The sequence below is a fragment of the Gordonia sp. YY1 genome, from assembly GCF_009872315.1.
Lineage (GTDB): Bacteria > Actinomycetota > Actinomycetes > Mycobacteriales > Mycobacteriaceae > Gordonia > Gordonia amicalis.
On record NZ_WXYI01000021.1, the window covers coordinates 26,520 to 48,909 of the forward strand.

Consider the following 22,390-nt stretch of genomic DNA (forward strand, 5'->3'; position numbering starts at 1 on the left):
CGTCGCAGCGACCCCAACCCTCTCACGCATCTCCAGGAGGATCGATGAGCGAAACCGTCATCGACCAGGTGGCCCTCGAGTTCCGCGAGGTGATGGCCCGGGTCTGCACGCCCGTAGCGGTCATCACCGCGTTCGACGACCAGCGACCGCACGGCACCACGGTCAGCGCATTCACGTCGCTGTCGATGGGACCGCCGATGGTCCTGGTGTCCCTCGATCGCGGCTCCGACCTCCTCGCGATCATCCGTCGCACCGGTCGATTCGGCGTCAACGTGCTGGCCCACGACCAGGCCGACGTCGCGATGCGGTTCGCCCGCAAGGGCGCCGACAAGTTCGACGGGATCGTCTGGTCGGAGTCGTCTGCACTCCCCCGCCTCGACGGCACCTCCGGCTGGCTGGCCTGCACGACCGAATCCCTGGTGGACGGCGGCGATCATGTTGTCGCACTGGGCAACATCGCCGCGACCGGCGTCGCCCCCGTAGCACCTCTCACCTACCACGACCGGGTGTTCGGCACCCACCGAGCATTCGAGGTCGCCTCGTGAACACGATCCCCAGCACCCCGACCCCCATCGCGACCGAGGCGTCCACCCAGGCGGTCGCCCGTGCCGTAGCGGCGGTCGCCGCCGGCGGTTTCGTGGTCGTGGTCGACGACGACGTCCTTGAGAACGAAGGCGATCTGATCTGTTCGGCGGCTTCCGTCACCGAGGAACAGATGGCGTTCCTGATCCGGCACACCACCGGCATCATCTGTGCGCCCATGACCGCCGACCGCGCCCGCCGGCTCGAGCTACCGCAGATGGTCGAGGACAACCGGGACGCGCACGGCACCGCCTTCACCGTCACCGTCGACCACCGGGATGCCGGCACCGGGGTCTCGGCACACGACCGCGCGCTCACGGTCCGGGCGCTCGCCTCCGACGACACCCTGGCCGGCGATCTGCGCCGTCCCGGGCACGTCTTCCCGCTGCAGGCGCGCGACGGCGGGGTCCTCACCCGCGCCGGACACACCGAGGCCGCCGTCGATCTGGTGACCATGTCCGGCGCCGGCGAGGTCGGGGTCATCGGCGAGATCATCGCCGACGACGGGACGATGCGACGCGGCGACGACCTGCTCGAGTTCGCCGAACGTCACGGACTGCCCGTGCTGCGCATCGCCGACCTCGTGACCCACCGGACCGCCACCGGTTCGTTCGTCCACCAGATGGCCACCGCGGCGATGCCGACCCTCTTCGGCGACTTCCGCGCGGTCGCCTACCGCTCGGACATCGACGACACCGAACATCTCGCTCTCGTCATGGGCGACGTGGCCGCAGCCGGCGCCACCGCCGAGGGCGCGCTGGTCCGCGTACACAGCGAATGCCTGACCGGCGACATCGTCGGCTCGTTGCGCTGCGACTGCGGTGCACAACTCGAACAAGCTCTGTCGGCCATCGCGGAAGAGGGCTGCGGCGCAGTCGTCTACCTGCGCGGACACGAGGGCCGCGGCATCGGGTTGGGCCACAAGATCCGCGCCTATGCACTCCAGGAACAGGGGCTCGACACCGTCGACGCCAACACCGCTCTCGGACTCCCGGTGGACTCGCGCACCTACGGCACCGGCGCCGCGATCCTGAAGGACCTGGGCATCCGCCGCGTCCGCCTGATCACCAACAACCCGGCGAAGTACGGCGGACTCGGAGGGCACGACCTCGAGATCGTCGGACGCGTCGGACTGCCGACCGTGTCGACCCCGCACAACGTCCGGTATCTGCGCACGAAGAGGGAGCGGATGGGCCACGTGCTGCCCACCGAGGCCGTCACCGAGGCGCCGACCGGGACGACAGGTGCATGATCCGCCTCACCACTCATTGCTACTGTGAGGTTCATCATGAGCAGTCGGTGAGGAGGTCGCGCGGATGACGTCCATGGTGGAGCACGGGGTGGACGCCGGATCGGCACATGCCACCGGCCGCGAACGCGAGGTCATCGCGGCCGTCGCCGAGATCACGACCGAAGCGATCACCGACACGAAGCTGGAAGATCTCCTCAGCCTGGTCGGCCAGAAGCTCTGCGCACTTCTCGGCGTCACCCGGTGCTCGGTGTACCTGCGGCACGCCAACGGCAGCTACCGCGGCGCCGCGGGCTTCTGCCAGGAGGCCGGCGACATCACCGAGGCCGTGAAGAGGCAGGTCTCCGGTTTCGACGGCGACCTCTTCAGCCAGGAGGTCATCAACACGCGCGCGCCCGTCGTCATCGCCGACGCGCTCAACGACCCGCGTCCCCACCGCCGAACGATGACGCACTGGGATGTCCGCGCGATGCTCGGCGTCCCGCTCACCTTCGACGATGCGGTGATCGGCCTGATCTTCGTCGACAGCCGCGGACGCGAACACGAGTTCACGCCCGCGGACATCGAGGTGGCCGAACTGTTCGCCCGCCTGTCCGCCCTGTTCATCAGCCAGGCGATGCTCAACACCCGCCTGCGCGGTCAGGCCGCCGAGATCGCCCGGAACAACGCCACACTGGCCTACCTCGCCGACGTCCATCACCGGCTGACCAGCGCGGTGCTCGAGGGTGCCAACATCCACCGCGTCGTCGAGCTTCTGTCGGAGCTGTCAGCCAAGCCTGTGGTCCTCTACAACAACTCGTTCGACGTGCTCGCCTGGTCCGCGCCGGACGCGCTGAAGCTCACCGCTCCCCCGGTGATGAGCGAGAAGGTGCGGGCCACCGCCTCGGTGCGTCAGGCACTCGCCGAACTGTCGGTGAGCACGCCGTCGGCCATCGTGCCCGCGCAGCTGGCCGTCGGCCTCGGTCGTCGGCATCTCATGTGCCGCATGGTGATCGAGGGCAAGCAGACCGGCTTCCTCGGCATCGTCGAGGTGGGCCGCAGCCTGGAGGCGCTCGACGCCAACATCGCCGAACGCGGCGCCACCGTCCTGGCGCTCCAGATGCTCTCCGAGCGTCGGCAGATCGAGACCGAGGGTCAGGCGCGCGACGATTACCTCTCCGATCTACTGCGCAACAGCCGCGACAAGGAGCACCTGGTCCGACGAGGCCCGCAGTTCGGCATCGACCTGACCAATCCCCATGTGCTCGTTCGCTTCGCCGTCGACGACGCGACCGACAGGCTGACGGCGTCGGCGATTCAGTCCCTGGTCACGCGCACCTTCGCCTCGGTCATGTCCATCTCCCCGCCACCGGCCGTCCGGCTGCCCGGGGCGGTCATCGTGATGGTCCGCCTGGAATCCGACGACCTCGACGAGGTCGGGCACGTCCGCGACCACGTGTCGACGATCCGCGATCGACTCTCCGGCGACCTCTCACTCGGGGCGACCCTGATCTCCGGGATCTGTCGCACCCCGGTCGACTATCCCCACGCTCATCGCGACCTGCGCGAGATGGGCTCGGTGGCAAAGTCTTTCGGTTGGGACGAGCGGGTCATGACGCTAGACGAGCTCGGCTTGTTCCGGGTGATCGTGTCCAGCGGCCACGTCAAGGAGGCCCTGCACTTCGCGCACTCCTTCGTCGCGCCGGTACGACAGCACGACGACGGCACCCTCCTCGCCACCTGGCGCGCCTTCGTGGCCGCCGACGGCAAGGTGCAGGCGACCGCGTCGGCGCTGGACGTCCACGAGAACACCATCCGGTACCGCCTTGGCCGGATCAAGGAGATCGCCCGTCGCGATCCGACGTCGCTGGACTGCCTGCTGTCGGCGAAGATGGCCTTCCAGGTCCTGGATCTCGCAGGTCAGTGAACTGCGTCGATGCCGGTTGGAGATTCCTCCAACAGATCAGCACGACGACGGTTCTCCGCGAGGCGGACACGCCATAGGTTCGTCTCATGGCCCACAGCACGATCCCCGACCGTCCTGCTCCCGCCGACCCCATCCCGGTGGACATCGCAGCGCTGACGGCGTGGATGGACGAGCAGGGCCTCCCCACCGGTGACACCACCGAGCTCCGGCCGCTGCACGGCGGTACCCAGAACATCATGGTGATCGTCAGCCGCGGCGGACGTGAGTACGTCCTGCGGCGCGGGCCCCGGCACCTGCGCCCGCAGTCGAACGCCGCGATCGCCCGCGAGATGACCCTGCTGTCGGCCCTGAGCTCGACGGAGGTCGCGCACCCGCGTTTCGTCGCCGGCACCACCGATCCCGACGTCCTCGGCGCGACCTTCTTCCTGATGGAGCCGGTGCACGGGTTCAACGCCGCCGATGCGCTGCCGGCCCCGTACGCCGCGACAGCCGAAGGACGCGAGGCCATGGGTTACGCCCTCGTCGACGCACTCGCCGGACTGGCGGCGGTCGACCACTCCGTCATCGGCCTCGACGACTTCGGCAAACCGGACGGCTTCCTCGAACGGCAGGTGCCCCGGTGGCTCGCCGAACACGAGCGGTACGCCGCCACACCGGGATATCGGGGCGGAGCATTCCCCGATCTGGATCGGATCGCCGGTTGGCTCGAGGACAACCGTCCCGGCCACTTCCGACCCGGACTGTTGCACGGCGACTACCACGTGGCGAACGTCCTCTACGATCACCGCGCTCCCCGGGTCGCGGCCATCGTCGACTGGGAGATGGCAACCGTCGGCGATCCGCTGCTCGATCTCGGTGTGCTGCTGGCGATCTGGCCCGACGACCCGCTGCAGTCCGATCTCTACGAGAGCGCCCTCGGACGCGCCGGCAACCTGCCGAGCCGGTCCGCGATCGTCGCCCGCTACGCGGAGCGTTCCGACCGGGATCTCGACGCACTGGACTGGTACACCGTTCTCGCGAGCTTCAAACTCGGCATCATCCTCGAGGGCACCTACGCCCGGTCATGTGACGGCAAGGCGCCCCGCGACGTCGGTGAACGGCTGCACCGCTACGCCGACGGTCTGTTCGTCCGCGCACGCGGGATCATCGCCGGCGCCTGACCCGCCGCACATCGCCGGCGCTTCCCCACCCCACCCGTACTCGTCAACGATCCCCCACAGAAACGGAGCACACCACCATGGCCTGGGATTTCTCCACGGAACCCGAATTCCAGAAGAAGCTCGACTGGATGAAGGATTTCGTCCGTACCGAGGTCTTCCCGCTCGAGACCCTCGATCTCGACTGGGATCAACTGCGCAAGGCGATCGCCCCGCTACAGGAAGAGGTCAAGGCGAACGACCTGTGGGCCGCACACCTCGACCCGGAACTCGGTGGACAGGGATACGGCCAGGTGAAGCTGGGCCTGATGCAGGAGATCCTGGGTTCCACACCGTACGGTCCGCTCGTGTTCGGCTGCCAGGCACCGGATTCCGGCAACTGCGAGATCCTCGCCGCGGTCGGCACCGAGGAGCAGAAGAAGCGGTGGCTCGAACCGCTGCTCGCCGGCGAGTACTATTCCTCGTTCGCGCTGACCGAACCCGACAACGCCGGCGCCGATCCCACCAACCTCACCACCACCGCGGTCCGCGACGGGGACGAGTGGGTTCTCAACGGCCACAAGTGGTTCATCAGCAATGCAGCCACCGCCGACTTCATGATCGTCGTCGCCGTCACCGATCCCGACGCCGAACGCCACCGTCGCACATCGCAGTTCATCATCCCGATCGACGCACCGGGTCTCGACGTGGTCCGCGACATCGGTTCGGTCGAGAATCCCCGGCCGCGCCCGCACACCTACGGTTCGCACTGCGAGGTGGTGCTGCGTGACGTCCGGGTCGACGACACGGCGCTGCTCGGCAATCGGGGCGACGGCTTCCTGATCGCCCAGAAACGACTGGGCCCCGGCCGGATTCACCATTGCATGCGCTGGATCGGTCAGGCGAGTCGCGCATTCGACATGATGTGCGAACGCGCCACCTACCGGTACGCCCACGGATCGGTCCTCGCCGACAAGCAGACGGTCCGCAACTTCATCGCCGACTCCGCGGCCGAGATCCAGGCCCTCCGTCTGATGACGCTGCATGCCGCGTGGCGCATCGACGAGGAGGGCACGGCCGCCGCCCGCAAGGACATCGCGCACATCAAGTTCTTCGGCGCCAAGATCCTGCACGACGTCATCGACCGCGCGCTCCAGGTCCACGGCTCACTCGGCTACAGCGCGGACCTGCCGCTGGAGTCCATGTACCGCGCGGCACGCGCCGCGCGTCTCTACGACGGCCCCGACGAGGTGCACCGCGACAGCGTCGCCCGCCAGTACCTCAAGGGATACACACGACCGGCCGACGACCGGCCGACCGAGCACATCCCCACCCGGCGCGAGGCCGCCCGGCATCGCTTCGCCGAATTGCTCGCCGAACAGCCCTGAACGCACCCTGCTCGTCCCCTCCTCCGAACCAGAAAGCGAACACGTATGTCTCTCAACGGAAAAACTGCCATCGTCACCGGCGCCGCACAGGGTATCGGTCAGGCCACGGCCATCCGACTCGCCGCGGACGGCGCCCATGTGGTCGCCGCCGACATCCAGGACTGCGAGGTCACCCTCAAGGAGATCGCCGAGGCCGGCGGCTCCGCGGAGGCGGTCCGCCTCGATGTCCGCGTCGCCGACGACTGGGCGGCCACGGTGGAGCAGATCACCGCCTCACAGGGCTCGATCGACTTCCTGGCCAATGTGGCCGGCGTGGTCAACATGATCAGCGAGGACACCGTCGTCGGCCTCACCGAGGAAGCATGGGACGTCGTCGTCGGCACCGACCTCAAGGGCGTGTGGCTCGGCATGCGAGCGGTCATCCCCGGCATGATCGAGAACGGTGGTGGCCGCATCGTCAACATCTCGTCGATGGCCGCGCTTCGGGGTCTGCCCAACCTGGCGTCGTATTCGGCGGCCAAGGGCGGCGTCGTGGGCCTCACCAAGCAGGCCGCCTACGAGTACGGCCCGCACAACATCCTGATCAACGCCATCGCACCGGGCACCATCGACACCCCGATCCTGGCCGACATCACCGAGGAGATGCGGCAGGCGAATGCCAACGCGCACATCGTGCGTCGGCTGGGCCGCCCGTCGGAGATCGCCTCGATGGTCGCCTATCTCATGCGTGAGGGCGACTTCCTGACCGGCGAGATCTACCCGGTCGACGGCGGCTGGTCGGCCAAGGGCAACTTCTGAGAGGAGATCTCAGTCGCGCAGCTCGATGCCATGAGCGGCCACGGCGTCGAGCAGCGCCGTCGGGCGATCGGCCGGCGGCACATCGTGCACGAGCGCGAAGGAACACCCCAGCGCACGCGCACCGCCGTCGGCCTTCTCGCTGTCCCCGACCATGAGCACGTCGCCGGCCGGCACGCCGATCGGGTCGAGGGCGGCGCGGAAGAGGCGCGGTTCGGGTTTGATCGCGCCGACCTCATAGGAGAGCGCGTAGGCGTCCACGAGGTGGTCGATGCCGTGCAGGGCAAGGACTTTGCGCAGATCGAAGGCGATGTTGCTGACGATGCCGATCGGCACCCCGGTGTCCGCGAGACGCGTCAGCACCTCGACGGTGTCGGCGAACGGCACCCACGATTCCGGGTCGAGGACCCGGTCGTAGAGCGAGTTGGCGTGACCGGCGTTGCTCATCCCGACCGTGCGCAGCAGGGCGAGGTACCCGACCCGGTGCAATTCCGGATCGAGATCCCTTCGCTCCCAAGCGGTCCGGTCGTCGCCCTCGATACCCTCGGGCAGTCCGACCGGCGCGACCATGCGGCGGATGATGTCCGCCTGCCGCTCCGGGACGAACGCCTCGCCCGCATCGTCGAGGAGATCGACGAACCAGTCGTCGCGCGCCTCGAAGCGGAACAGGGTGCCGGAGAAGTCGAACAGGACCGCCCGCGGAGTGCTGGCCCTGTCCACGAGATCGGGGGTCATGCGCCGGCGGCGGCGACGACATCGGCGAGGCGACGGGCGACCGTGCCCGCCTGCTCCGCGGTGCCGGCTTCCACCATCACCCGGACGAGCTGTTCGGTTCCGGAGGGACGCAACAGAACTCGTCCCGATTCGCCCAGTTCGGCCTCGGCGTCGACGACGGCCTGCTTGACCGACTGCGACTCCGCGACTGCGTGTTTGTCGGCGACGCGGACGTTGATGAGCTCCTGCGGCAGCACCGTCACGATGCCGGACAGGTCGGCCAGTCGCGACGAGGTGGCCGCCATGCGGGCCATGATCATCAGGCCGGTGAGGATGCCGTCGCCGGTGGTTCCCGATCCCGGGACCACGATGTGGCCGGACTGCTCACCGCCGAGGGAGTACCCGCCGCGACGCAGCTCCTCCACCACGTAGCGGTCGCCGACGGCCGTGGTACGCACCGTGATTCCCGCCTCGCGCATCGCGATGTGCAGGCCGAGGTTGCTCATGACGGTGGCGACGAGGACGTTCTCGTGCAGACGGTTCTTGTCGGCGAGCGATGTCGCCAGGATCGCCATGATGGCGTCGCCGTCGACGATCTGACCGGTGGAATCCACTGCGAGGCAACGATCGGCGTCGCCGTCGTGGGCGAGACCGAGATCGGCGCCGTGCTCGAGGACGGCGGCCTGCAGCTTGTCCATGTGGGTGGAACCGCAGTCGGCGTTGATGTTCAGGCCGTCGGGATCGGCGTGGATCGTGATGACCTTGGCACCGGCGTCGGCATAGGCCAGCGGCGCGAGTTGCGACGCGGCGCCGTGTGCGCAGTCGACCACGACCGTCAGACCGTCCAGACGCTCGTCGACGGCCTGGGCCAGGTGCCGCCGGTAGCGGTCTCCCGCGTCCGGTGCGTCGAGAACACGACCGACCGCCGCACCGATGGGCCGGACGAAGTCGTCGTCCATCGCCGCTTCGATACGGTCCTCGACCTCGTCGTCGAGCTTGTGCCCGCCGGCGGAGAAGAACTTGATCCCGTTGTCGGGCATGGGGTTGTGCGACGCGGAGATCATCACGCCGAAGTCGGCGTGGTAGTCCGCGGTCAGGAAGGCGACCGCCGGGGTGGGCACGGTGCCGACGCGGATGGCGTCGACGCCGGTCGCGGCGAGTCCCGCGCACACGGCGGCTTCCAGCATCTCGCCGGAGGCTCGTGGGTCGCGACCGACCACCGCACGCGGGCGGCGCGAGTGATCGTCGGACAGGTCTTCGAAAACGACCGCGGCGGCCGAGGCCAGGCGCAACGCGAGCTCGGGAGTGAGCTCGGCGTTGGCCAGGCCTCGGACGCCGTCGGTACCGAAAAGGCGTGCCAAGATCAGCGCTTGGAGTACTGCGACGCCTTGCGGGCCTTCTTGAGGCCGTACTTCTTGCGCTCGACCGCACGCGGGTCACGGGTGAGGAAGCCGGCCTTCTTCAGGGCGGGGCGATCATCCGGGGTGACCTCGATGAGGGCACGAGCGATGGCGAGACGCAGCGCACCGGCCTGGCCCGAGGGGCCGCCGCCGACGAGCTTGGCGTAGATGTCGAACGACTCGGTGCGCTCGACGGTGACCAGCGGAGCCTTGATGAGCTGCTGGTGCACCTTGTTGGGGAAGTACTCCTCCAGCGAACGGCCGTTGAGCTTGAACTCACCGGTGCCCGGCAGCAGGCGAACGCGGACGACGGCTTCCTTGCGGCGGCCGACGGTCTGGATCGGACGGTCGATCACTACCGGCTCGCGAACCTCTTCGACAGCGGCAGCGGTGTCGTAATCGTCGGCAGCGGCCTCGACGGCCTCCACGGCCTCAACGACCTCGACAGCTTCTTCGACGGCCTCGACGGCCTCGTTGATGTTCTCGTTGGTCACTGGGCCACCTGCTTGATCTCGAAGGGAACGGGGCGCTGAGCCGCGTGCGGATGGTTCGGGCCTGCGTAGACCTTCAGCTTCGAGGCCATCGCACGGCCGAGCTTGTTCGAGGGCAGCATGCCCTTGATGGCCTTCTCGATGACGCGCTCGGGGAAGGTCTCGAGCAGCTCGGCGGTGGTGCGGGACTTCAGGCCACCGGGATGCCCCGAGTGGGTGTAGTTCAGCTTGCGCTCGGCCTTGTTGCTGGTCAGCGCGACCTTCTCCGCGTTGATGATGACGACGAAGTCGCCACCGTCCATGTGCGGGGCGTAGGTCGGCTTGTGCTTGCCGCGGAGCAGGTTCGCGCTCTGCACGGCCAGCCGGCCGAGCACCACGTCGGTGGCGTCGATGACGTGCCACGTACGCGTGATGTCACCGGCCTTCGGGGTGTAGGTAGGCACAGTTGGTCCTCAACTCTTGTCTTGTGGGTGCTGGTCGGATGTACGGCGGAGGTTCTTCCCGGCGACCAGTGGGGACCCGGGCCTCTTCTGCCTGTGCACGCGTGTATGCGACAGGCGCCGAGCACCAGCGATCCAGGTTACGCGACCGTGCAGGTCAGGGTCAAAACGCCGAGCCGACCCGTCACGCTCGTCCCCTACTGCCCCACCCGTACCGATCTGACGGCCTCCGCGCATTCGCGGTCCACAGATTCGGCGGCCGTCCCGGCCTGACACCCGATCGACACCTGCAGACCGTCGTCGACGATGACATACCAGCGGATGGCGCTGCCCGACGCCGGCGCCTCCCGGTAGCTGATGACGTCGCGTCCGGCGTAGCGGGTGTCCGCGGAGAACTCGGTGACGACGTCGTCGCCCCGCTGGTCGATGCGATTACGCAGACTCGTGGCGACGGACTGCCGGGTCGACCCGTCGCGCAGCTCGGTCAGGACCGCGATGATCCGCCGGCCGTCGTCGGCGGAGACGAACACGGCGCGGGTCGTGGTCGGGTCGTCGGTGGTGTCGCCGCTCGGGGTGTCCTGCCCGGACTCCCGCCAGTTCCCGGGAACCGACAGCGTGGCGCGGCCGACCGCGACCTCGGCAGCAGCGGGCGCGGGGTCGTCCCGCTGCCACCACCCGACCCCGAAGGCGACGGCGACGACCACCACCGCCGCGGCCGCAGCACCGGCCAGCACACGACGGCTGCGTCGCCTCGACGCGTCCGGCGCCGGCATCGCGGGCCCGTCGGCCACCGGCACGGCGTCGTCGGCGACACCACCGGTCCGGCGGCCCAGACGGACGAGAAGGTCGCGGTCCACCGGCACGACACGGCCCGCGATCGCGTGCGCGGCGACCAGCTCTGTCGCCGCCGCCACCTCCCGCGGATCGTCACCGTCGACGAAGACGGCTTCGACCGCGTCGTCGATGATCGAGAGCCCCTCGGCCTCCCGGTCCCCCGGCTCGATCACCCCACTGCGCTCGATGTCCCAGCCCTGGGGGTGTCGCCGCACGATCTGCACATCCCACGCAGCCGGGCGTGGACGGGCGGGATCGTGGGGCGGTTCCGGGAGGTGCGTGGTCTCCACGACGGCACAGCGCCGCACGGTGATGTCGGCGTGGCTGCGCGCGATGAGGACCGCACGCGGGAGAAGCGTCAGTGGCGCCTGGCCCGCCCTCCGCCCTCCGGCATCGGCCAGCGACGACGCGCGCCGGTGTCCCCAGGTACTCGGATGCCCGACGATCAGCGGCCGGCCCGGATCCGAGGCGTGGACACCCATCTCGTCGAACGCCTGCTGCCACGCCTGCCGCAGGTGCCGGCGCCGGCCGTCGAGCACGACCGTCATCTCGTCGACCGCGAGGAGCAGCGGGCGCAGATCGCGGTCAGGGCACCTGAGCCCGGTGACCGGATCCCAGATCCGTGGCTGCCCGAACGCGAGGTCGACGACCGTCGGACGGCGTCGGCTCACCCCGCTCCTGCCCGTACCCGTGTCGTCCAAGGCAGATCCGTCGCTAGTCGTCGGCCGGTAGGTGGGCGACCTGGATCATCTCCTGCGGACGCACCCGCGAGACGAGTTCACCGCGTCCGGGCACCAGCCGCTGCATGCGGCTGCGTCCGGTGATGAAACCTTCGTCGCGGTCGCCGCTCATCAGCAGGATGTCGGACGACAGGTCCTTCAGCCGCGCGATCACGGGATCGAACATCGCCCGGCCGAGGCCGCCGGATCGACGCGCCAGGACGATGTGGAAACCGATGTCCCGGGCGTGCGATGCGTACTCGATGACCGGCAGCAACGGATTGCCCGACGACGTTGCCACCATGTCGTAGTCGTCCACCACGAGGTACACCTCCGGCTTGCCGACCAACCACGAACGCTCCCGCAGCTGCTGAACGGTCACATCGTTCGGGGGCATGCAGTCCTTGAGATATGCCGCCAGCTGGTTCATCAGCGTCATGGCATTGTCGTGCGAGCTGGCATATCCGGCGAGGTGATCGCCGTCGACCACACCGAGCATCGTGCGGCGGTAGTCGATGAACGCGATCTTCACCTGCTCCGGGGTGCCGCCGGCGACGAGGCCGCGAACGATCGCGCGCAGCACGTTCGTCTTTCCGTGCTCGACGTCGGCGAACACCATGAAGTGAGGCTGCGCGTCGAAGTCGAGCACCACCGGGGCCAGCTCCAGTTCGCCGACGCCGATCGCGACCTGGTTCAGCGACAACGTGACCCCGGCCGCGGCCAGCCCGTTCTGAACGGCCGACATCGCGATCTCGGTGCTCAGCTTGCGGACCGGCAGCGCCGAACGGCCCGGGTACGCGGCGGCGAGTTTCTCCGCCGAGGCCGCAACACCGGCGGGCAGCGACTCGGCGCTGCTGACCGGGTCGAGGCGCGGCAGGGCGATGAGCATGTGGAGCTCCTCCGCGGTGAGACCCCGACCGGGACGGTTCTGCGGGACGCCCGCAGCGGCGCGGCGACTCATCTCGGAGTCCGACGGGTCGCCGAGGCGCAGTTCGATGCGCGTACCCAGGAGGTCTCGGACCGCCGGGCGGATCTCGGCCCACCGCGAGGCGCTGACGATCACGTGCACGCCGAAAGACAACCCCTGAGAGACAATCGTGGTGATCTGCTCCTCGAGCGACTCGAGTTCGGAACGCAGCACGCTGATGCCGTCGAGCACGAGGAAGACGTCGCCGAACCGGTCGGTGGCCAACGGATCGTCGGGCGCGAGGGTCCCGGAGGCGAACCAGGCCGCACGGCGGGCCCGGTAATCACGCATCGACTCGACGCCGAGACGGCCGAACAACAGCTCCCGTGCCCGGACTACCGCCCCGACCTCGGCGACGGTGCGGCGGACGGCATCCATGTCGCCGCGGGACGCCACCGAACCAACATGTGGGAGACCGGCGAGGCCGGCGAGACTGCCGCCGCCGAAGTCCAGGCAGTAGAACTGCACCTGTTCCGGCGTGTGCGTGGCCGCCGCGGCCATGATGATCGTGCGCAGCGTCGTCGATTTACCCGACTGCGGGCCACCGACCACGGCCACGTTGCCGGCCGCGCCCGCCAGGTCGATGACGAGGGGGTCGCGGCGCTGGTCGTAGGGGCGATCGACCAGACCGATGGGCAAGGCCAGGTTGCCGGGGACCGTCGGCTTGATCCAGTCGCGTGCTCCCACCAGGTGTTCCACGGTCGGCGAATCGTCGAGCGGGTCCAGCCAGACCCGGTGAGCCGGCGGGCCGGAGCCCTCCATGCGACCGATGATGGTCTGCATCAGCGTCGGCACCGACACCGAGGTCGGCTCGAAGTCGGCGGGCGCGGCGTCGAGGGAAGGCGGCTCCTCGTCGAGCAGGCTCGCCGCCTGATCGAGCAGCGACCGCGGGGAACCCTCGTCCAGCGGGACCGGCAGCGCGGTGAAGACCTTGAGGTTCCCGAGTCGCGGTATCCCCGACGTCATGGTGTCCGAGGTGTCTGAGGCCACGGCCGGCGAATAGTACGGACCCGAGACATACGAGGTGTTGAACCGGACCGGGTCGTCCGAGTCGCATTTCAGGTAGGCCGAACCGGGCACGCTAGGTAGGTGGTAGGCGTCGGGGACACCGAGTACCGACCGGGATTCGTTGGCGGAGAAGGTTTTCAGGCCGATTCGATACGACAGGTGGGAGTCGAGCCCACGGAGCTTGCCCTCCTCGAGACGTTGCGAGGCCAGCAGCAGGTGGATGTGCAACGAGCGGCCCAGGCGACCGATCGCGACGAAGAGTTCGGCGAAATCCGGTTTCTGCGAGAGCAGTTCGGAGAACTCGTCGACGACGATGAACAGGGCGGGCAGCGGTTCGAGGCGCACACCCGAGGCGCGGGCACGTTCGTAGTCGGCGACGTTGGCGTAGTTGCCCGCCGCACGCAGGACCTCCTGGCGGCGATTCATCTCGCCCGACAACGCATCCTTCATGCGGTCGACCATCGACAGTTCCTGCTCGAGGTTGGTGATGATCGCCGCGACATGCGGTGTGGACTCGAGCCCGAGGAAGGTCGCGCCGCCCTTGAAGTCGACGAGGACCAGGTTCAGCTCGGTCGGCGAATGCGTGGCCAGCATGGCGAGGACGAGGGTCCGCAGGAACTCCGACTTGCCGGAACCCGTCGCACCGATACAGAGGCCATGGGGTCCCATGCCACCGTGGGCGCTCTCCTTGATGTCGAGTTCGACCGGCGCGCCGCTCGGGGTGTATCCGATCGGCACCCGCAGACGTTCACGACCGGTGCGTCCGCGCCAGGCCGTGGCCGGGTCGAAACGGGCGGCGTCGTCGATGCCGAGGAGGGCGGGCAGGCCCGGATCGGTCGAGGTGGCCTCCGATTCCAGGTTCGCCAGGGTGGCCGCCGTCGCCAGCCGGTACCGGGCCATGCGGCGTGCGATCGCCTCCGCCTCGGCGATCGTCAGCGAGTCCATGTCCGCGAATTCCTCGACGCCCGCGACGCTCCGGGCCGAGACCTTCCCCCCGCGCACCACGAGTTGCAGGCCGCGCCGGGCCGCGAGACCGTCCGGCGGTGCCGTCAGGTCGAGGACGGTCACGCCCTCCATGCCCGCGGAGCTGAGGATGCGCTCGTCGCCGGCGACGTAACCGTCGTCGATGACGACCACCAGGTGGGCGCGGTTCCCGTTCGGCGGCGCCGACCTGCTGAACCGACCACGCTCCAGCAGGTCGGCGGCCAGCGCGTTCTCGAGATCGGCGAGCGTCGGATAGATCATCCGCATCGGCCCGATACCGTCGCGCAGCGTCGGATGCCCTACGTGCGGAAGCCATTTCGCCCAGTCCCAGGCTTCGCCGGCGGGGTCGCCGGTGACGATGCCGATGTGGAGGTGGTCGGGGCCGTGGAAGGCGCAGAGTTCGACGATCATCGAACGGACCAGTTCGCGGGTCTCCTGCCGGGCACCCTCGATGTTGATCGCCGGGAAGCCGCGGAGCGAGATCGACCGGGGCAGGCTGTACACCGCGGAATGGGTCCGCACGAAGCGACGCAGGGCCACCATCGACACCGGCTCGATGTCCTCGAGCGGGCCGGTCTCCGGCGGCATCAGCCGCGTCGCGAGGCGTTGGACGCCGACTCCCACACGCACATGGGCGAAGTCGTTGTCGGCGGGGCGTCGCTCCCACATCCGCCGGCTGCCGACGACGTCGAGCAGCGCGTGCGGATCGGGATGACTCCAGGTGCGGGCGGCGCGCTGGTTCTCCACGGTGTCGAAGACCTGGGCGCGCAACTGGCCGAGGTAGCGGAAGTAGTCCTTGCGCTCCTCGTTGAGTTCCGCGGCGCGCTTGCCGCCGCCGCGCCCACCGGCGGCGAACATGCCGAACATCGACATGAGCATCATCAGCGGGAACATCATGAACAGCGGATTGGTCAGGATGTTGCGGCCACCGGTGACCATCATCAGCGCGATCATGCCGACGACGGCGACGATCATCACCACCGGCAGCAGCTTCATGAGCAGGTTGCCGGGCACCACGCGCGGGACGTCCGGCGGCGCCTGGATGTTGACCTCGCCGCCCGGCATTCGAGGCGGCGTGATGCGTGGCCGACGCACGAATCCCTCAGTGGTCGTGACCACTCGATCCCCCCTGACACCTCGAGCTGTGTATCCCCGGGCGGGCGAACCCGCTGAAGTTGGCTATGTTAGCTGCTGAAACCTGGGGGAGGATTGACCTGTAAGTCACCTGTGGACGGATTCGCGCCGGGACACCCGACGACCGCCGCGGACGGCAGTGGCGGTGACCGTCGACGCGCGGACACCGCAATCGAGCCGCAGCTCGTACGTGTTTCGGTGCTGGGCGGCAACACCCAACTCGACGTCGGACTGCCCGCGGGCATCCCGATCGCCGGACTCATCGGTGACCTCGTCGCACAGATCGAGTCGCGCAACCCCAACCGTCACGACCCGGACGACCCCGACTCGGATTCCCGCGGCCGCGGCCGCCCGCACGACCGGCAGAACCGCTGGACCCTGGCCCTGGTCGGTCAGGAACCGCTGGCCCTGCACCGCTCGCTGTCGGAGTCGGGAATCCGCGACGGCGACCTTCTCCTGCTGACCTCCACCCGGACGGGTGAGTCGCCGATCCTGTTCGACGACGTGGTCGATGCCGTTGCGCGACTGAACGAATCCCAGTTCATGAGCTGGACCGCGACCTCGGCGAGGTATGTGGGTCATGCACTGGCCCTGGTCGCGGCGGTCGCCGCGGCGGCGGGGCTCGCCGCGAGTCGACTCGACAGCGGCGCACTGTGGCCCGCGGGAGGATCCGGGCTGGCGGTGATCGGACTGATCACCGCGGCCACGATCGTCGCGCGCTACTACCGGGATCAGCTCAGCTCGACGATCCTCTCGGTCTGCGCGGCGCCGATGGCATTCGTGACCGGCATGATCCTCACGCCCGGTTCCTTCGGTGCCGCGCATCTGACCCTCGGATTCGCGCTGACCCTGGCCACGGCGGTCATCACCTACCGGATGACCGCGGTCGGTGCGACCGCCCACAGTGCGGTGACCAGCGCCGCACTCGTCGGCGTCCTGGGATGTGGTGCCCGAATGCTCATCGACGCCGACGTCGCGGAGGTCGCGGCCGTCGTCGCGGCGGTGGGTCTGCTGCTGATCGGACTCTCCCCACGACTGACGATCCTGCTCGCCAAACTGCCGTTGCCGCCGGTCCCCACCGCGGGCGCGGCCATCGACGTCAAGGACATCGAACCGCAGCCGTCGATCGAGGGAATCGGCGCGATCGGGGCCACGGCACTGCCGAAGGCCGATGCGCTGGAACGTCGCTCATACATCGCCAACGCGTACCTGACCGGCATCATCGGCGGCCTCACCGGCATCGTCGCGATCTCGGCGGTGCTCACCGCCGCTCCCCTCGCCGGCTTCGAATGGAAGAACGCGGCCTACGCAGCGATCATCGGCGTGGTCCTGTGCCTGCGCGGACGGTCCCACAGCGACCTCTTCCAGGCGGCGATCCTCATCATCGGCGGCTCGCTCGTGGTGCTCACCCTGCTGGTCGGTCTGGCGTTCGGGGACGGCCGGTGGCCGATCGTGTCCTTCGCCCTGGGCAGCGTCGTCCTGATCGCCGCGCTCGTCTTCGGAGTCGTTGCGCCTCATCAGGATTTCTCCCCGGTGATGCGCCGGTGGGCGGAGATCGGCGAGTACATCCTCGTCGCGCTCATCGTCCCGCTGCTGCTGTGGTTGCTCGACCTGTACCGGATCGTCCGGGAGATCTGATGTCCCGGGCACGCACCCGGATCGCGGCGCCTCTCGCGCTGGCGCTGACCGCGACCCTGCTCGGGTTGACCTCCTCCCCCGCCGCCGCAGTCACGCCGCCGCGGGTCGACGCATCGGCACTGATCCGTTCGGCACCTGTCGCACCGCCGGAACCGACCGAGCAGAGCCATCTGTGCAACACCGCGACCCTCACCCGCAACACCGCGAATCCGACTGCCGCCCAATCGATGATGAATCTCGAGGAGGCCTGGCGCTTCAGCCGTGGCGCCGGACAGCGGGTGGCCGTCATCGACACCGGCGTGACACCGCACCCGCGACTCGGGCGCGTCACCGCGGGCGGCGACTACGTCTCGAACGGCACCGGACTCGAGGACTGCGACGCCCACGGCACCCTGGTCGCGGGCATCATCGCCGCCCGGCCGAGCACCTCGGACGCCTTCGCCGGGGTCGCGCCCGCAGCTTCGATCATCGGCATCCGCCAGTCCAGCAGCGCCTTCAAGGCCAAGAACGATCGCCGCGCCGACGACGGCGCACCGGCGGTCGGCTCGGGCTACGGTTCGGTCCGTACTCTCGCCCACGCCATCGTCCGCGCCGTCGATCTGCGCGCCACCGTCATCAACATCTCCGAGGTCGCGTGCGCGTCGGCGGCCGACAAGGTCGACGACCGCGCACTCGGGGCGGCGATCCGATACGCCTACGACCGCGACGTCGTGGTGGTGGCGGCGGCCGGCAACATCACCCGGGACGGCGCCTGCCAGAGCCAGAATCCGACGCCTCTCGCCGGCGACCCGGACGACTGGAGTGCGGTGACGACGATCGCGAGTCCCGCGTGGTACTCGCCGTACGTCCTCACCGTCGGCTCGATCGACGCCGCGACCGGCACACCGAGCGATTTCAGCCTCCACGGCCCGTGGGTGGGTGTGGCGGCACCGGGCACCGACATCGTGAGTCTCGACAGCGCGAAGGGTTCGGGCCGTCTGGTGTCGGCGCAACGGAGCGAGAACGGGCCGCTGCCGCTGATCGGGACGAGCTTCGCCGCACCCTACGTCGCCGGTACCGCAGCTCTGGTCCGGGCACGGTTCCCCGACCTGAGCGCACGGGAGGTCATGGATCGGATCGTGGCGACCGCCCACGCCCCGGGAACCGGACACGACCAGCGGATCGGTCACGGGGTCGTCGACCCGGTCTCCGCCCTGACCGCGGAACTACCCGCCGATCAGCGGGCCGGGCCGCAGTCGGCCCCGATCGCCGCACCGGCACCCCCGACGCCGCCGGACCACACCGCACGCAACGTCGCCGTCGCGGGGGCGGGTGTCAGCGCCGCGCTCATCGCGACCGTGCTGGCGATCGCGCTGCCCCACCGTCGGGTGCGCAAGCTCGACCCCGACGAGTTCTGATCAGACAGATTCTGATCAGCTGGTGGTACGCGCGGGCCGCAACTCGCGCGGCAGCGCGAAGGTCAGTGTCTCGTTGGCGGTGTTGACGGTGTCCACCGTGTCGTAGCCGCGTTCGGCGAGGAAGTCGAGCACGCCGCGGACGAGGACCTCGGGCACCGACGCACCGGAGGTGACGCCCACCGTGCTCACGCCCTCGAGCCAGACATCGTCGATCTCGCGCGCGTAGTCGACCAGGTGGCCGGCCCTGGCGCCGGCCTGTAGGGCCACCTCGACCAGGCGAACCGAGTTCGACGAGTTCTTGGAACCGACGACGATGACGAGATCGCAGTCGGGGGCCATCGCCTTGACGGCGACCTGCCGGTTCTGGGTGGCGTAACAGATGTCGTCGCTGGGCGGATCGTTGAGCAGCGGGAACTTCTCGCGCAGGCGCCTCACCGTCTCCATGGTCTCGTCGACCGAGAGCGTGGTCTGCGACAGCCAGACCAGCTTCGACTCGTCACGCACGGTCACCGAGTCCACACTGTCCGGGCCGTCCACCAGCTGGATGTGCTCGGGCGCCTCACCGGCCGTCCCCTCGACCTCCTCGTGGCCCTCGTGGCCGATCAGGAGGATGTCGTAGTCGTCGCGGGCGAACCGCTTGGCCTCCTGGTGCACCTTCGTCACCAGCGGACAGGTCGCGTCGATGGTCTTCAGGTTGCGTTCCGCGGCGGTCGCATGGACCTGCGGTGAGACACCGTGTGCGGAGAACACGACGATCGCCCCCTCCGGCACCTCGTCGGTCTCCCCCACGAAGATCGCCCCGCGATCCGCCAGGGTCTCGACCACGTGGCGGTTGTGCACGATCTCCTTGCGGACATAGACGGGAGCGCCGTGCTTGTCGAGAGCACGCTCGACCGTCTCCACCGCGCGGTCGACACCCGCGCAGTAGCCGCGAGGTTCGGCGAGCAGGACACGCTTCGTGACAGACATGCTTCCAGGGTACGGGTTACAGACGGGTGCCCGTGATGGCAGAGTGTTGGCATGCATCGCGCACCCTACCCGGCCCGTATCGCCGCAGGTCTGATCGTCACCGCCCTCGAGGAGACGCGCAAGCTTCCCGCGCTGTTCGTCACCCTCCCGATGACCGCGGTCAGCCAGACCCTGCAGGCAGGTATGCGGGCCCAGCAGAACATCGCCGAACTCGCCATCAAGGGCGACGCCGTCCTGGAGATGATCTTCGACAAGCCCAGCGAGCAGCCCGAGTGGGCCCGCTTCGACGAGGATGACGTCGAGACCCCGGCCCCCGACGCCGACGCCCACGCCGGCGACGTACCGATCGAGACGCCCGCGAAGCCCGCCAGGCCGTCCACGAAGGCCACCACCATCGACGACGAGATCGAGGCCGCCGCCGACGGCAACGACCCGGGCGACCAGCCCGCCGATGCCACGGATACCACCGCCGCACCGCCGCGTGCCGATGCCGGCCGTTTCGCGCTGTACAGCTCCGCGCCCGAAGACGTCCTGGACGCCGCGGAGACGCCGGCGACCCCGGCCCCGGCGTCGAAGAACGGCTCGACGCCCGAGATCGTCGAACTCATCGACTACGACACGCTGACCCTGGCACAGTTGCGGGCACGTCTTCGGGCGGTCGGCACCGACGACCTCACCAGCCTCGTCGACTACGAGAAGTCGAACCGCGGTCGCGCACCGTTCGTCACGATGCTCGAGAACCGGATCGCCTCGCAGAACAAGCGCTCCACCGAGGCGTGAGCGGGACCTCGCCGAATTCGGCCGAGAATCCGTGGCCGGTACGGACGGTCAACACGAAGATCGCCGACTGGATACACCGATTGGGCCAGATCTGGGTGGAGGGTCAGGTCACCCAGATCAGCCGGCGCCCCGGCACCCGCACGGCCTTCCTCACCCTGCGGGACCCGGCCGCCGACATCTCCATATCGGTGACGTGCAGCCCGGATCTGTTGACGCGCACCGAGGTTCCGCTGACCGACGGCAGCCACGTGGTCGTCCTCGGCCGCCCGAGTTATTACACGGGCCGCGGCACGGTGTCGTTGCGGATCAGCGACATCCGTCCGGTCGGGGTCGGCGAACTGCTGCTGCGGATCGAACGCCTCCGTCAGCTGCTGGCCGCCGAGGGGTTGTTCGACAGCCGGCTCAAACGTCCGCTGCCGTTCCTGCCCCGCGCCATCGGGCTGATCAGCGGGCGGGCCAGTGCCGCCCAGCACGACGTGGTCAGCGTCGCCACCAGCCGGTGGTCGGCCGTGCGCCTGGACATCCGTGAGGCACCCGTGCAGGGCCCGACGGCGGTGGCACGGATCCTGACCCACCTCGCCGACCTCGACGCCCACCCCGACGTCGAGGTGATCATCATCGCCCGCGGCGGCGGCAGCGTCGAGGATCTGCTGCCGTTCTCCGACGAGGCGCTGTTGCGGGCGGTCTCGCGGTGTCGGACGCCGGTGGTCAGCGCGATCGGGCACGAGCCCGACAATCCGCTGCTCGACCTCGTCGCCGACCTGCGTGCGGCCACCCCGACCGACGCCGCCAAGCGAGTGGTGCCCGACGTCGAGGCCGAACTCGCCGGGATCGACGACCTGCGCCGGCGTAGCGCTCAGGCGTTGCGCAACTGGGTGCGCCGCGAGACCGGGGTGATCGACGGACTGCGGCGACGTCCGGTCCTCGCCCGGCCGGGCGTGATCGTCGACCAGGAGTCCGCGAACGTGGCCGAGCTGGTGCGTGCCCTGCGGCGCGACGTCCTACGCCACGTCGACACCGAGGACCGGCGCCACGAGCACCTCGCGGCCCGGCTCTCGACCCTGGGCCCGGCCCAGACCCTCGCGCGTGGCTACGCGGTCGTGCAACGAACCGACACCGACGTGACCCACGTCGTCAGCACTCTCGACGATCTGCCGGCGGGCGCCGAACTACGCATCCGCGTCGCCGACGGCGCGGCGAGGGCCACCGTCACCGCCACCGAGGCACCCACATCCACGTCCACGGACGACGAAGGAGATTCGTGAGCACCGACGAGGAGTACACACCGGTCACCGAACTCGGATACGAGGAGGCGCGCGACGAACTCGCCGACATCGTCAGCACACTCGAGCACGGTGGCCTCGATCTCGACACCTCACTGGCCCTGTGGGAACGGGGCGAGGCGCTCGCGACTCGCTGCGAAGAACATCTCCGCGGCGCGCGTGAACGCATCGAAACCGTGATCGCACAGAAGAATTCGGCCGACGACGACGATGAGTGACCTCAGTCGAAGTCGACGAGGACCCGCTGGTCGACCGCGGACACCCGCGACCGCTCGGCGGCTCGAACCGGACCATCGGTGAGCACCAGCGGTTCCCGGCGGCCGGCCGGTGGGTCGACTCGCACGCACGGCACGCTGATGACCTGACCGCCGGTCGCCGCAACGGCCGCGCCGGCCCCGTACACGGGAACCACGATCACCAGCAGTGCGACGAGCACCGCGACGAGGACGAGTCGTCCCCACATGATGTTCAGCCAGGCGTCGGCCTGTGCGGACAACGACGTCGCCGGTGTCCACCTGTACCTGTGCCAGAATTCCCCGGACATGAGCGCCTCCTGGAGCAGACGCTATGAACGGA

General features: G+C 69.1%; 19 protein-coding genes. 11 read left to right on the top strand and 8 right to left on the bottom strand.

Annotated features, from left to right (window positions below; all coding sequences use genetic code 11):
- The first annotated feature begins 44 nt into the window (after positions 1–44).
- From BPODLACK_RS20485 to BPODLACK_RS20510, 6 genes are all read left to right on the top strand, one after another.
- Positions 45–545, top strand: coding sequence for a flavin reductase family protein (locus tag BPODLACK_RS20485; RefSeq protein ID WP_006434444.1), 501 nt, complete (start codon positions 45–47; stop codon positions 543–545).
- Positions 542–1,834 (top strand): bifunctional 3,4-dihydroxy-2-butanone-4-phosphate synthase/GTP cyclohydrolase II, encoded by a 1,293-nt coding sequence (locus BPODLACK_RS20490; protein WP_006434443.1) that lies wholly within the window; start codon positions 542–544, stop codon positions 1,832–1,834. Before BPODLACK_RS20485 ends, BPODLACK_RS20490 begins: the two co-directional genes overlap by 4 nt.
- Positions 1,835–1,898: 64 nt before the next feature.
- Entirely contained in the window at positions 1,899–3,737 is a 1,839-nt protein-coding gene (locus BPODLACK_RS20495; protein ID WP_006434442.1) for a GAF domain-containing protein, read from the top strand.
- A gap of 86 nt (positions 3,738–3,823) precedes the next feature.
- The gene (locus BPODLACK_RS20500; protein ID WP_006434441.1) at positions 3,824–4,897 is read left to right on the top strand and encodes a phosphotransferase family protein; all 1,074 of its coding nucleotides are present in this window, start codon (positions 3,824–3,826) and stop codon (positions 4,895–4,897) included.
- Positions 4,898–4,974: 77 nt separating this feature from the next.
- The gene (locus tag BPODLACK_RS20505; protein WP_006434440.1) at positions 4,975–6,261 is read left to right on the top strand and encodes an acyl-CoA dehydrogenase family protein; all 1,287 of its coding nucleotides are present in this window, start codon (positions 4,975–4,977) and stop codon (positions 6,259–6,261) included.
- Positions 6,262–6,306: 45 nt separating this feature from the next.
- Positions 6,307–7,059, top strand: a complete 753-nt coding sequence (locus BPODLACK_RS20510) for an SDR family NAD(P)-dependent oxidoreductase (protein ID WP_006434439.1) — start codon at positions 6,307–6,309, stop codon at positions 7,057–7,059.
- A 9-nt stretch (positions 7,060–7,068) separates the two neighbouring features.
- Here BPODLACK_RS20510 and BPODLACK_RS20515 read toward each other — a convergent pair whose 3' ends face one another.
- The 6 genes from BPODLACK_RS20515 to BPODLACK_RS20540 form a co-directional block, all read right to left on the bottom strand.
- Positions 7,069–7,791, bottom strand: a complete 723-nt coding sequence (locus tag BPODLACK_RS20515; protein ID WP_006434438.1) for an HAD family hydrolase — start codon at positions 7,789–7,791, stop codon at positions 7,069–7,071.
- Positions 7,788–9,131 carry a phosphoglucosamine mutase gene (gene glmM / locus BPODLACK_RS20520; protein WP_006434437.1) on the bottom strand — a complete coding sequence of 448 codons (1,344 nt, stop codon included), beginning with the start codon at positions 9,129–9,131 and terminating at the stop codon, positions 7,788–7,790. The genes BPODLACK_RS20515 and glmM overlap by 4 nt, the downstream gene beginning before the upstream one ends.
- 2 nt (positions 9,132–9,133) lie before the next feature.
- Positions 9,134–9,664, bottom strand: coding sequence for a 30S ribosomal protein S9 (gene rpsI, locus BPODLACK_RS20525; RefSeq protein WP_006434436.1), 531 nt, complete (start codon positions 9,662–9,664; stop codon positions 9,134–9,136).
- The gene (gene rplM / locus BPODLACK_RS20530) at positions 9,661–10,104 is read right to left on the bottom strand and encodes a 50S ribosomal protein L13 (RefSeq protein ID WP_006434435.1); all 444 of its coding nucleotides are present in this window, start codon (positions 10,102–10,104) and stop codon (positions 9,661–9,663) included. Before rplM ends, rpsI begins: the two co-directional genes overlap by 4 nt.
- A gap of 194 nt (positions 10,105–10,298) precedes the next feature.
- A complete protein-coding gene (locus tag BPODLACK_RS20535; RefSeq protein WP_236577737.1) occupies positions 10,299–11,606 on the bottom strand; it encodes a type VII secretion-associated protein in 1,308 nt (435 codons plus the stop codon).
- Positions 11,607–11,649: 43 nt separating this feature from the next.
- On the bottom strand, positions 11,650–15,732 hold the full coding sequence (locus tag BPODLACK_RS20540) for a type VII secretion protein EccC (protein WP_006434433.1): 4,083 nt from the start codon (positions 15,730–15,732) through the stop codon (positions 11,650–11,652).
- A gap of 108 nt (positions 15,733–15,840) precedes the next feature.
- On the opposite strand from BPODLACK_RS20540, the gene eccD reads away from it, so the two are divergent.
- Together eccD and mycP are read left to right on the top strand one after the other, a co-directional pair.
- Entirely contained in the window at positions 15,841–17,385 is a 1,545-nt protein-coding gene (eccD, locus tag BPODLACK_RS20545; RefSeq protein ID WP_159406115.1) for a type VII secretion integral membrane protein EccD, read from the top strand.
- Positions 17,385–18,782: a type VII secretion-associated serine protease mycosin gene (gene mycP / locus BPODLACK_RS20550; RefSeq protein ID WP_006434431.1), complete on the top strand. Its 1,398-nt coding sequence runs from the start codon at positions 17,385–17,387 to the stop codon at positions 18,780–18,782. Before eccD ends, mycP begins: the two co-directional genes overlap by 1 nt.
- A 15-nt stretch (positions 18,783–18,797) precedes the next feature.
- Here mycP and BPODLACK_RS20555 read toward each other — a convergent pair whose 3' ends face one another.
- Positions 18,798–19,751, bottom strand: coding sequence for a 4-hydroxy-3-methylbut-2-enyl diphosphate reductase (locus tag BPODLACK_RS20555; protein WP_006434430.1), 954 nt, complete (start codon positions 19,749–19,751; stop codon positions 18,798–18,800).
- A gap of 51 nt (positions 19,752–19,802) precedes the next feature.
- Between BPODLACK_RS20555 and BPODLACK_RS20560 the strand changes: the two genes are divergently transcribed.
- The 3 genes from BPODLACK_RS20560 to BPODLACK_RS20570 are packed head-to-tail and all read left to right on the top strand — an operon-like array spanning position 19,803 to position 22,032.
- Positions 19,803–20,531 (top strand): lipid droplet-associated protein, encoded by a 729-nt coding sequence (locus BPODLACK_RS20560; RefSeq protein WP_006434429.1) that lies wholly within the window; start codon positions 19,803–19,805, stop codon positions 20,529–20,531.
- Positions 20,528–21,796 carry an exodeoxyribonuclease VII large subunit gene (gene xseA, locus BPODLACK_RS20565; RefSeq protein WP_006434428.1) on the top strand — a complete coding sequence of 423 codons (1,269 nt, stop codon included), beginning with the start codon at positions 20,528–20,530 and terminating at the stop codon, positions 21,794–21,796. The genes BPODLACK_RS20560 and xseA overlap by 4 nt, the downstream gene beginning before the upstream one ends.
- Positions 21,793–22,032 carry an exodeoxyribonuclease VII small subunit gene (locus BPODLACK_RS20570; protein ID WP_006434427.1) on the top strand — a complete coding sequence of 80 codons (240 nt, stop codon included), beginning with the start codon at positions 21,793–21,795 and terminating at the stop codon, positions 22,030–22,032. The genes xseA and BPODLACK_RS20570 overlap by 4 nt, the downstream gene beginning before the upstream one ends.
- Positions 22,033–22,034: 2 nt before the next feature.
- Here BPODLACK_RS20570 and BPODLACK_RS20575 read toward each other — a convergent pair whose 3' ends face one another.
- Complete coding sequence (locus tag BPODLACK_RS20575; RefSeq protein ID WP_006434426.1) at positions 22,035–22,358, bottom strand: hypothetical protein; 324 nt, start codon at positions 22,356–22,358, stop codon at positions 22,035–22,037.
- Positions 22,359–22,390 lie beyond the last annotated feature (32 nt).

Excerpts from the sequence above, each read along its gene's own strand:
- BPODLACK_RS20505 (WP_006434440.1), top strand. The coding sequence starts at position 4,975 with ATGGCCTGGGATTTCTCCACGGAACCCGAATTCCAGAAGAAGCTCGAC.
- BPODLACK_RS20510 (WP_006434439.1), top strand. The coding sequence starts at position 6,307 with ATGTCTCTCAACGGAAAAACTGCCATCGTCACCGGCGCCGCACAGGGT.
- BPODLACK_RS20485 (WP_006434444.1), top strand. The coding sequence starts at position 45 with ATGAGCGAAACCGTCATCGACCAGGTGGCCCTCGAGTTCCGCGAGGTG.
- BPODLACK_RS20515 (WP_006434438.1), bottom strand. The coding sequence starts at position 7,791 with ATGACCCCCGATCTCGTGGACAGGGCCAGCACTCCGCGGGCGGTCCTG.
- BPODLACK_RS20500 (WP_006434441.1), top strand. The coding sequence starts at position 3,824 with ATGGCCCACAGCACGATCCCCGACCGTCCTGCTCCCGCCGACCCCATC.
- BPODLACK_RS20575 (WP_006434426.1), bottom strand. The coding sequence starts at position 22,358 with ATGTCCGGGGAATTCTGGCACAGGTACAGGTGGACACCGGCGACGTCG.
- mycP (WP_006434431.1), top strand. The coding sequence starts at position 17,385 with ATGTCCCGGGCACGCACCCGGATCGCGGCGCCTCTCGCGCTGGCGCTG.
- BPODLACK_RS20555 (WP_006434430.1), bottom strand. The coding sequence starts at position 19,751 with ATGTCTGTCACGAAGCGTGTCCTGCTCGCCGAACCTCGCGGCTACTGC.
- BPODLACK_RS20495 (WP_006434442.1), top strand. The coding sequence starts at position 1,899 with ATGACGTCCATGGTGGAGCACGGGGTGGACGCCGGATCGGCACATGCC.
- BPODLACK_RS20560 (WP_006434429.1), top strand. The coding sequence starts at position 19,803 with ATGCATCGCGCACCCTACCCGGCCCGTATCGCCGCAGGTCTGATCGTC.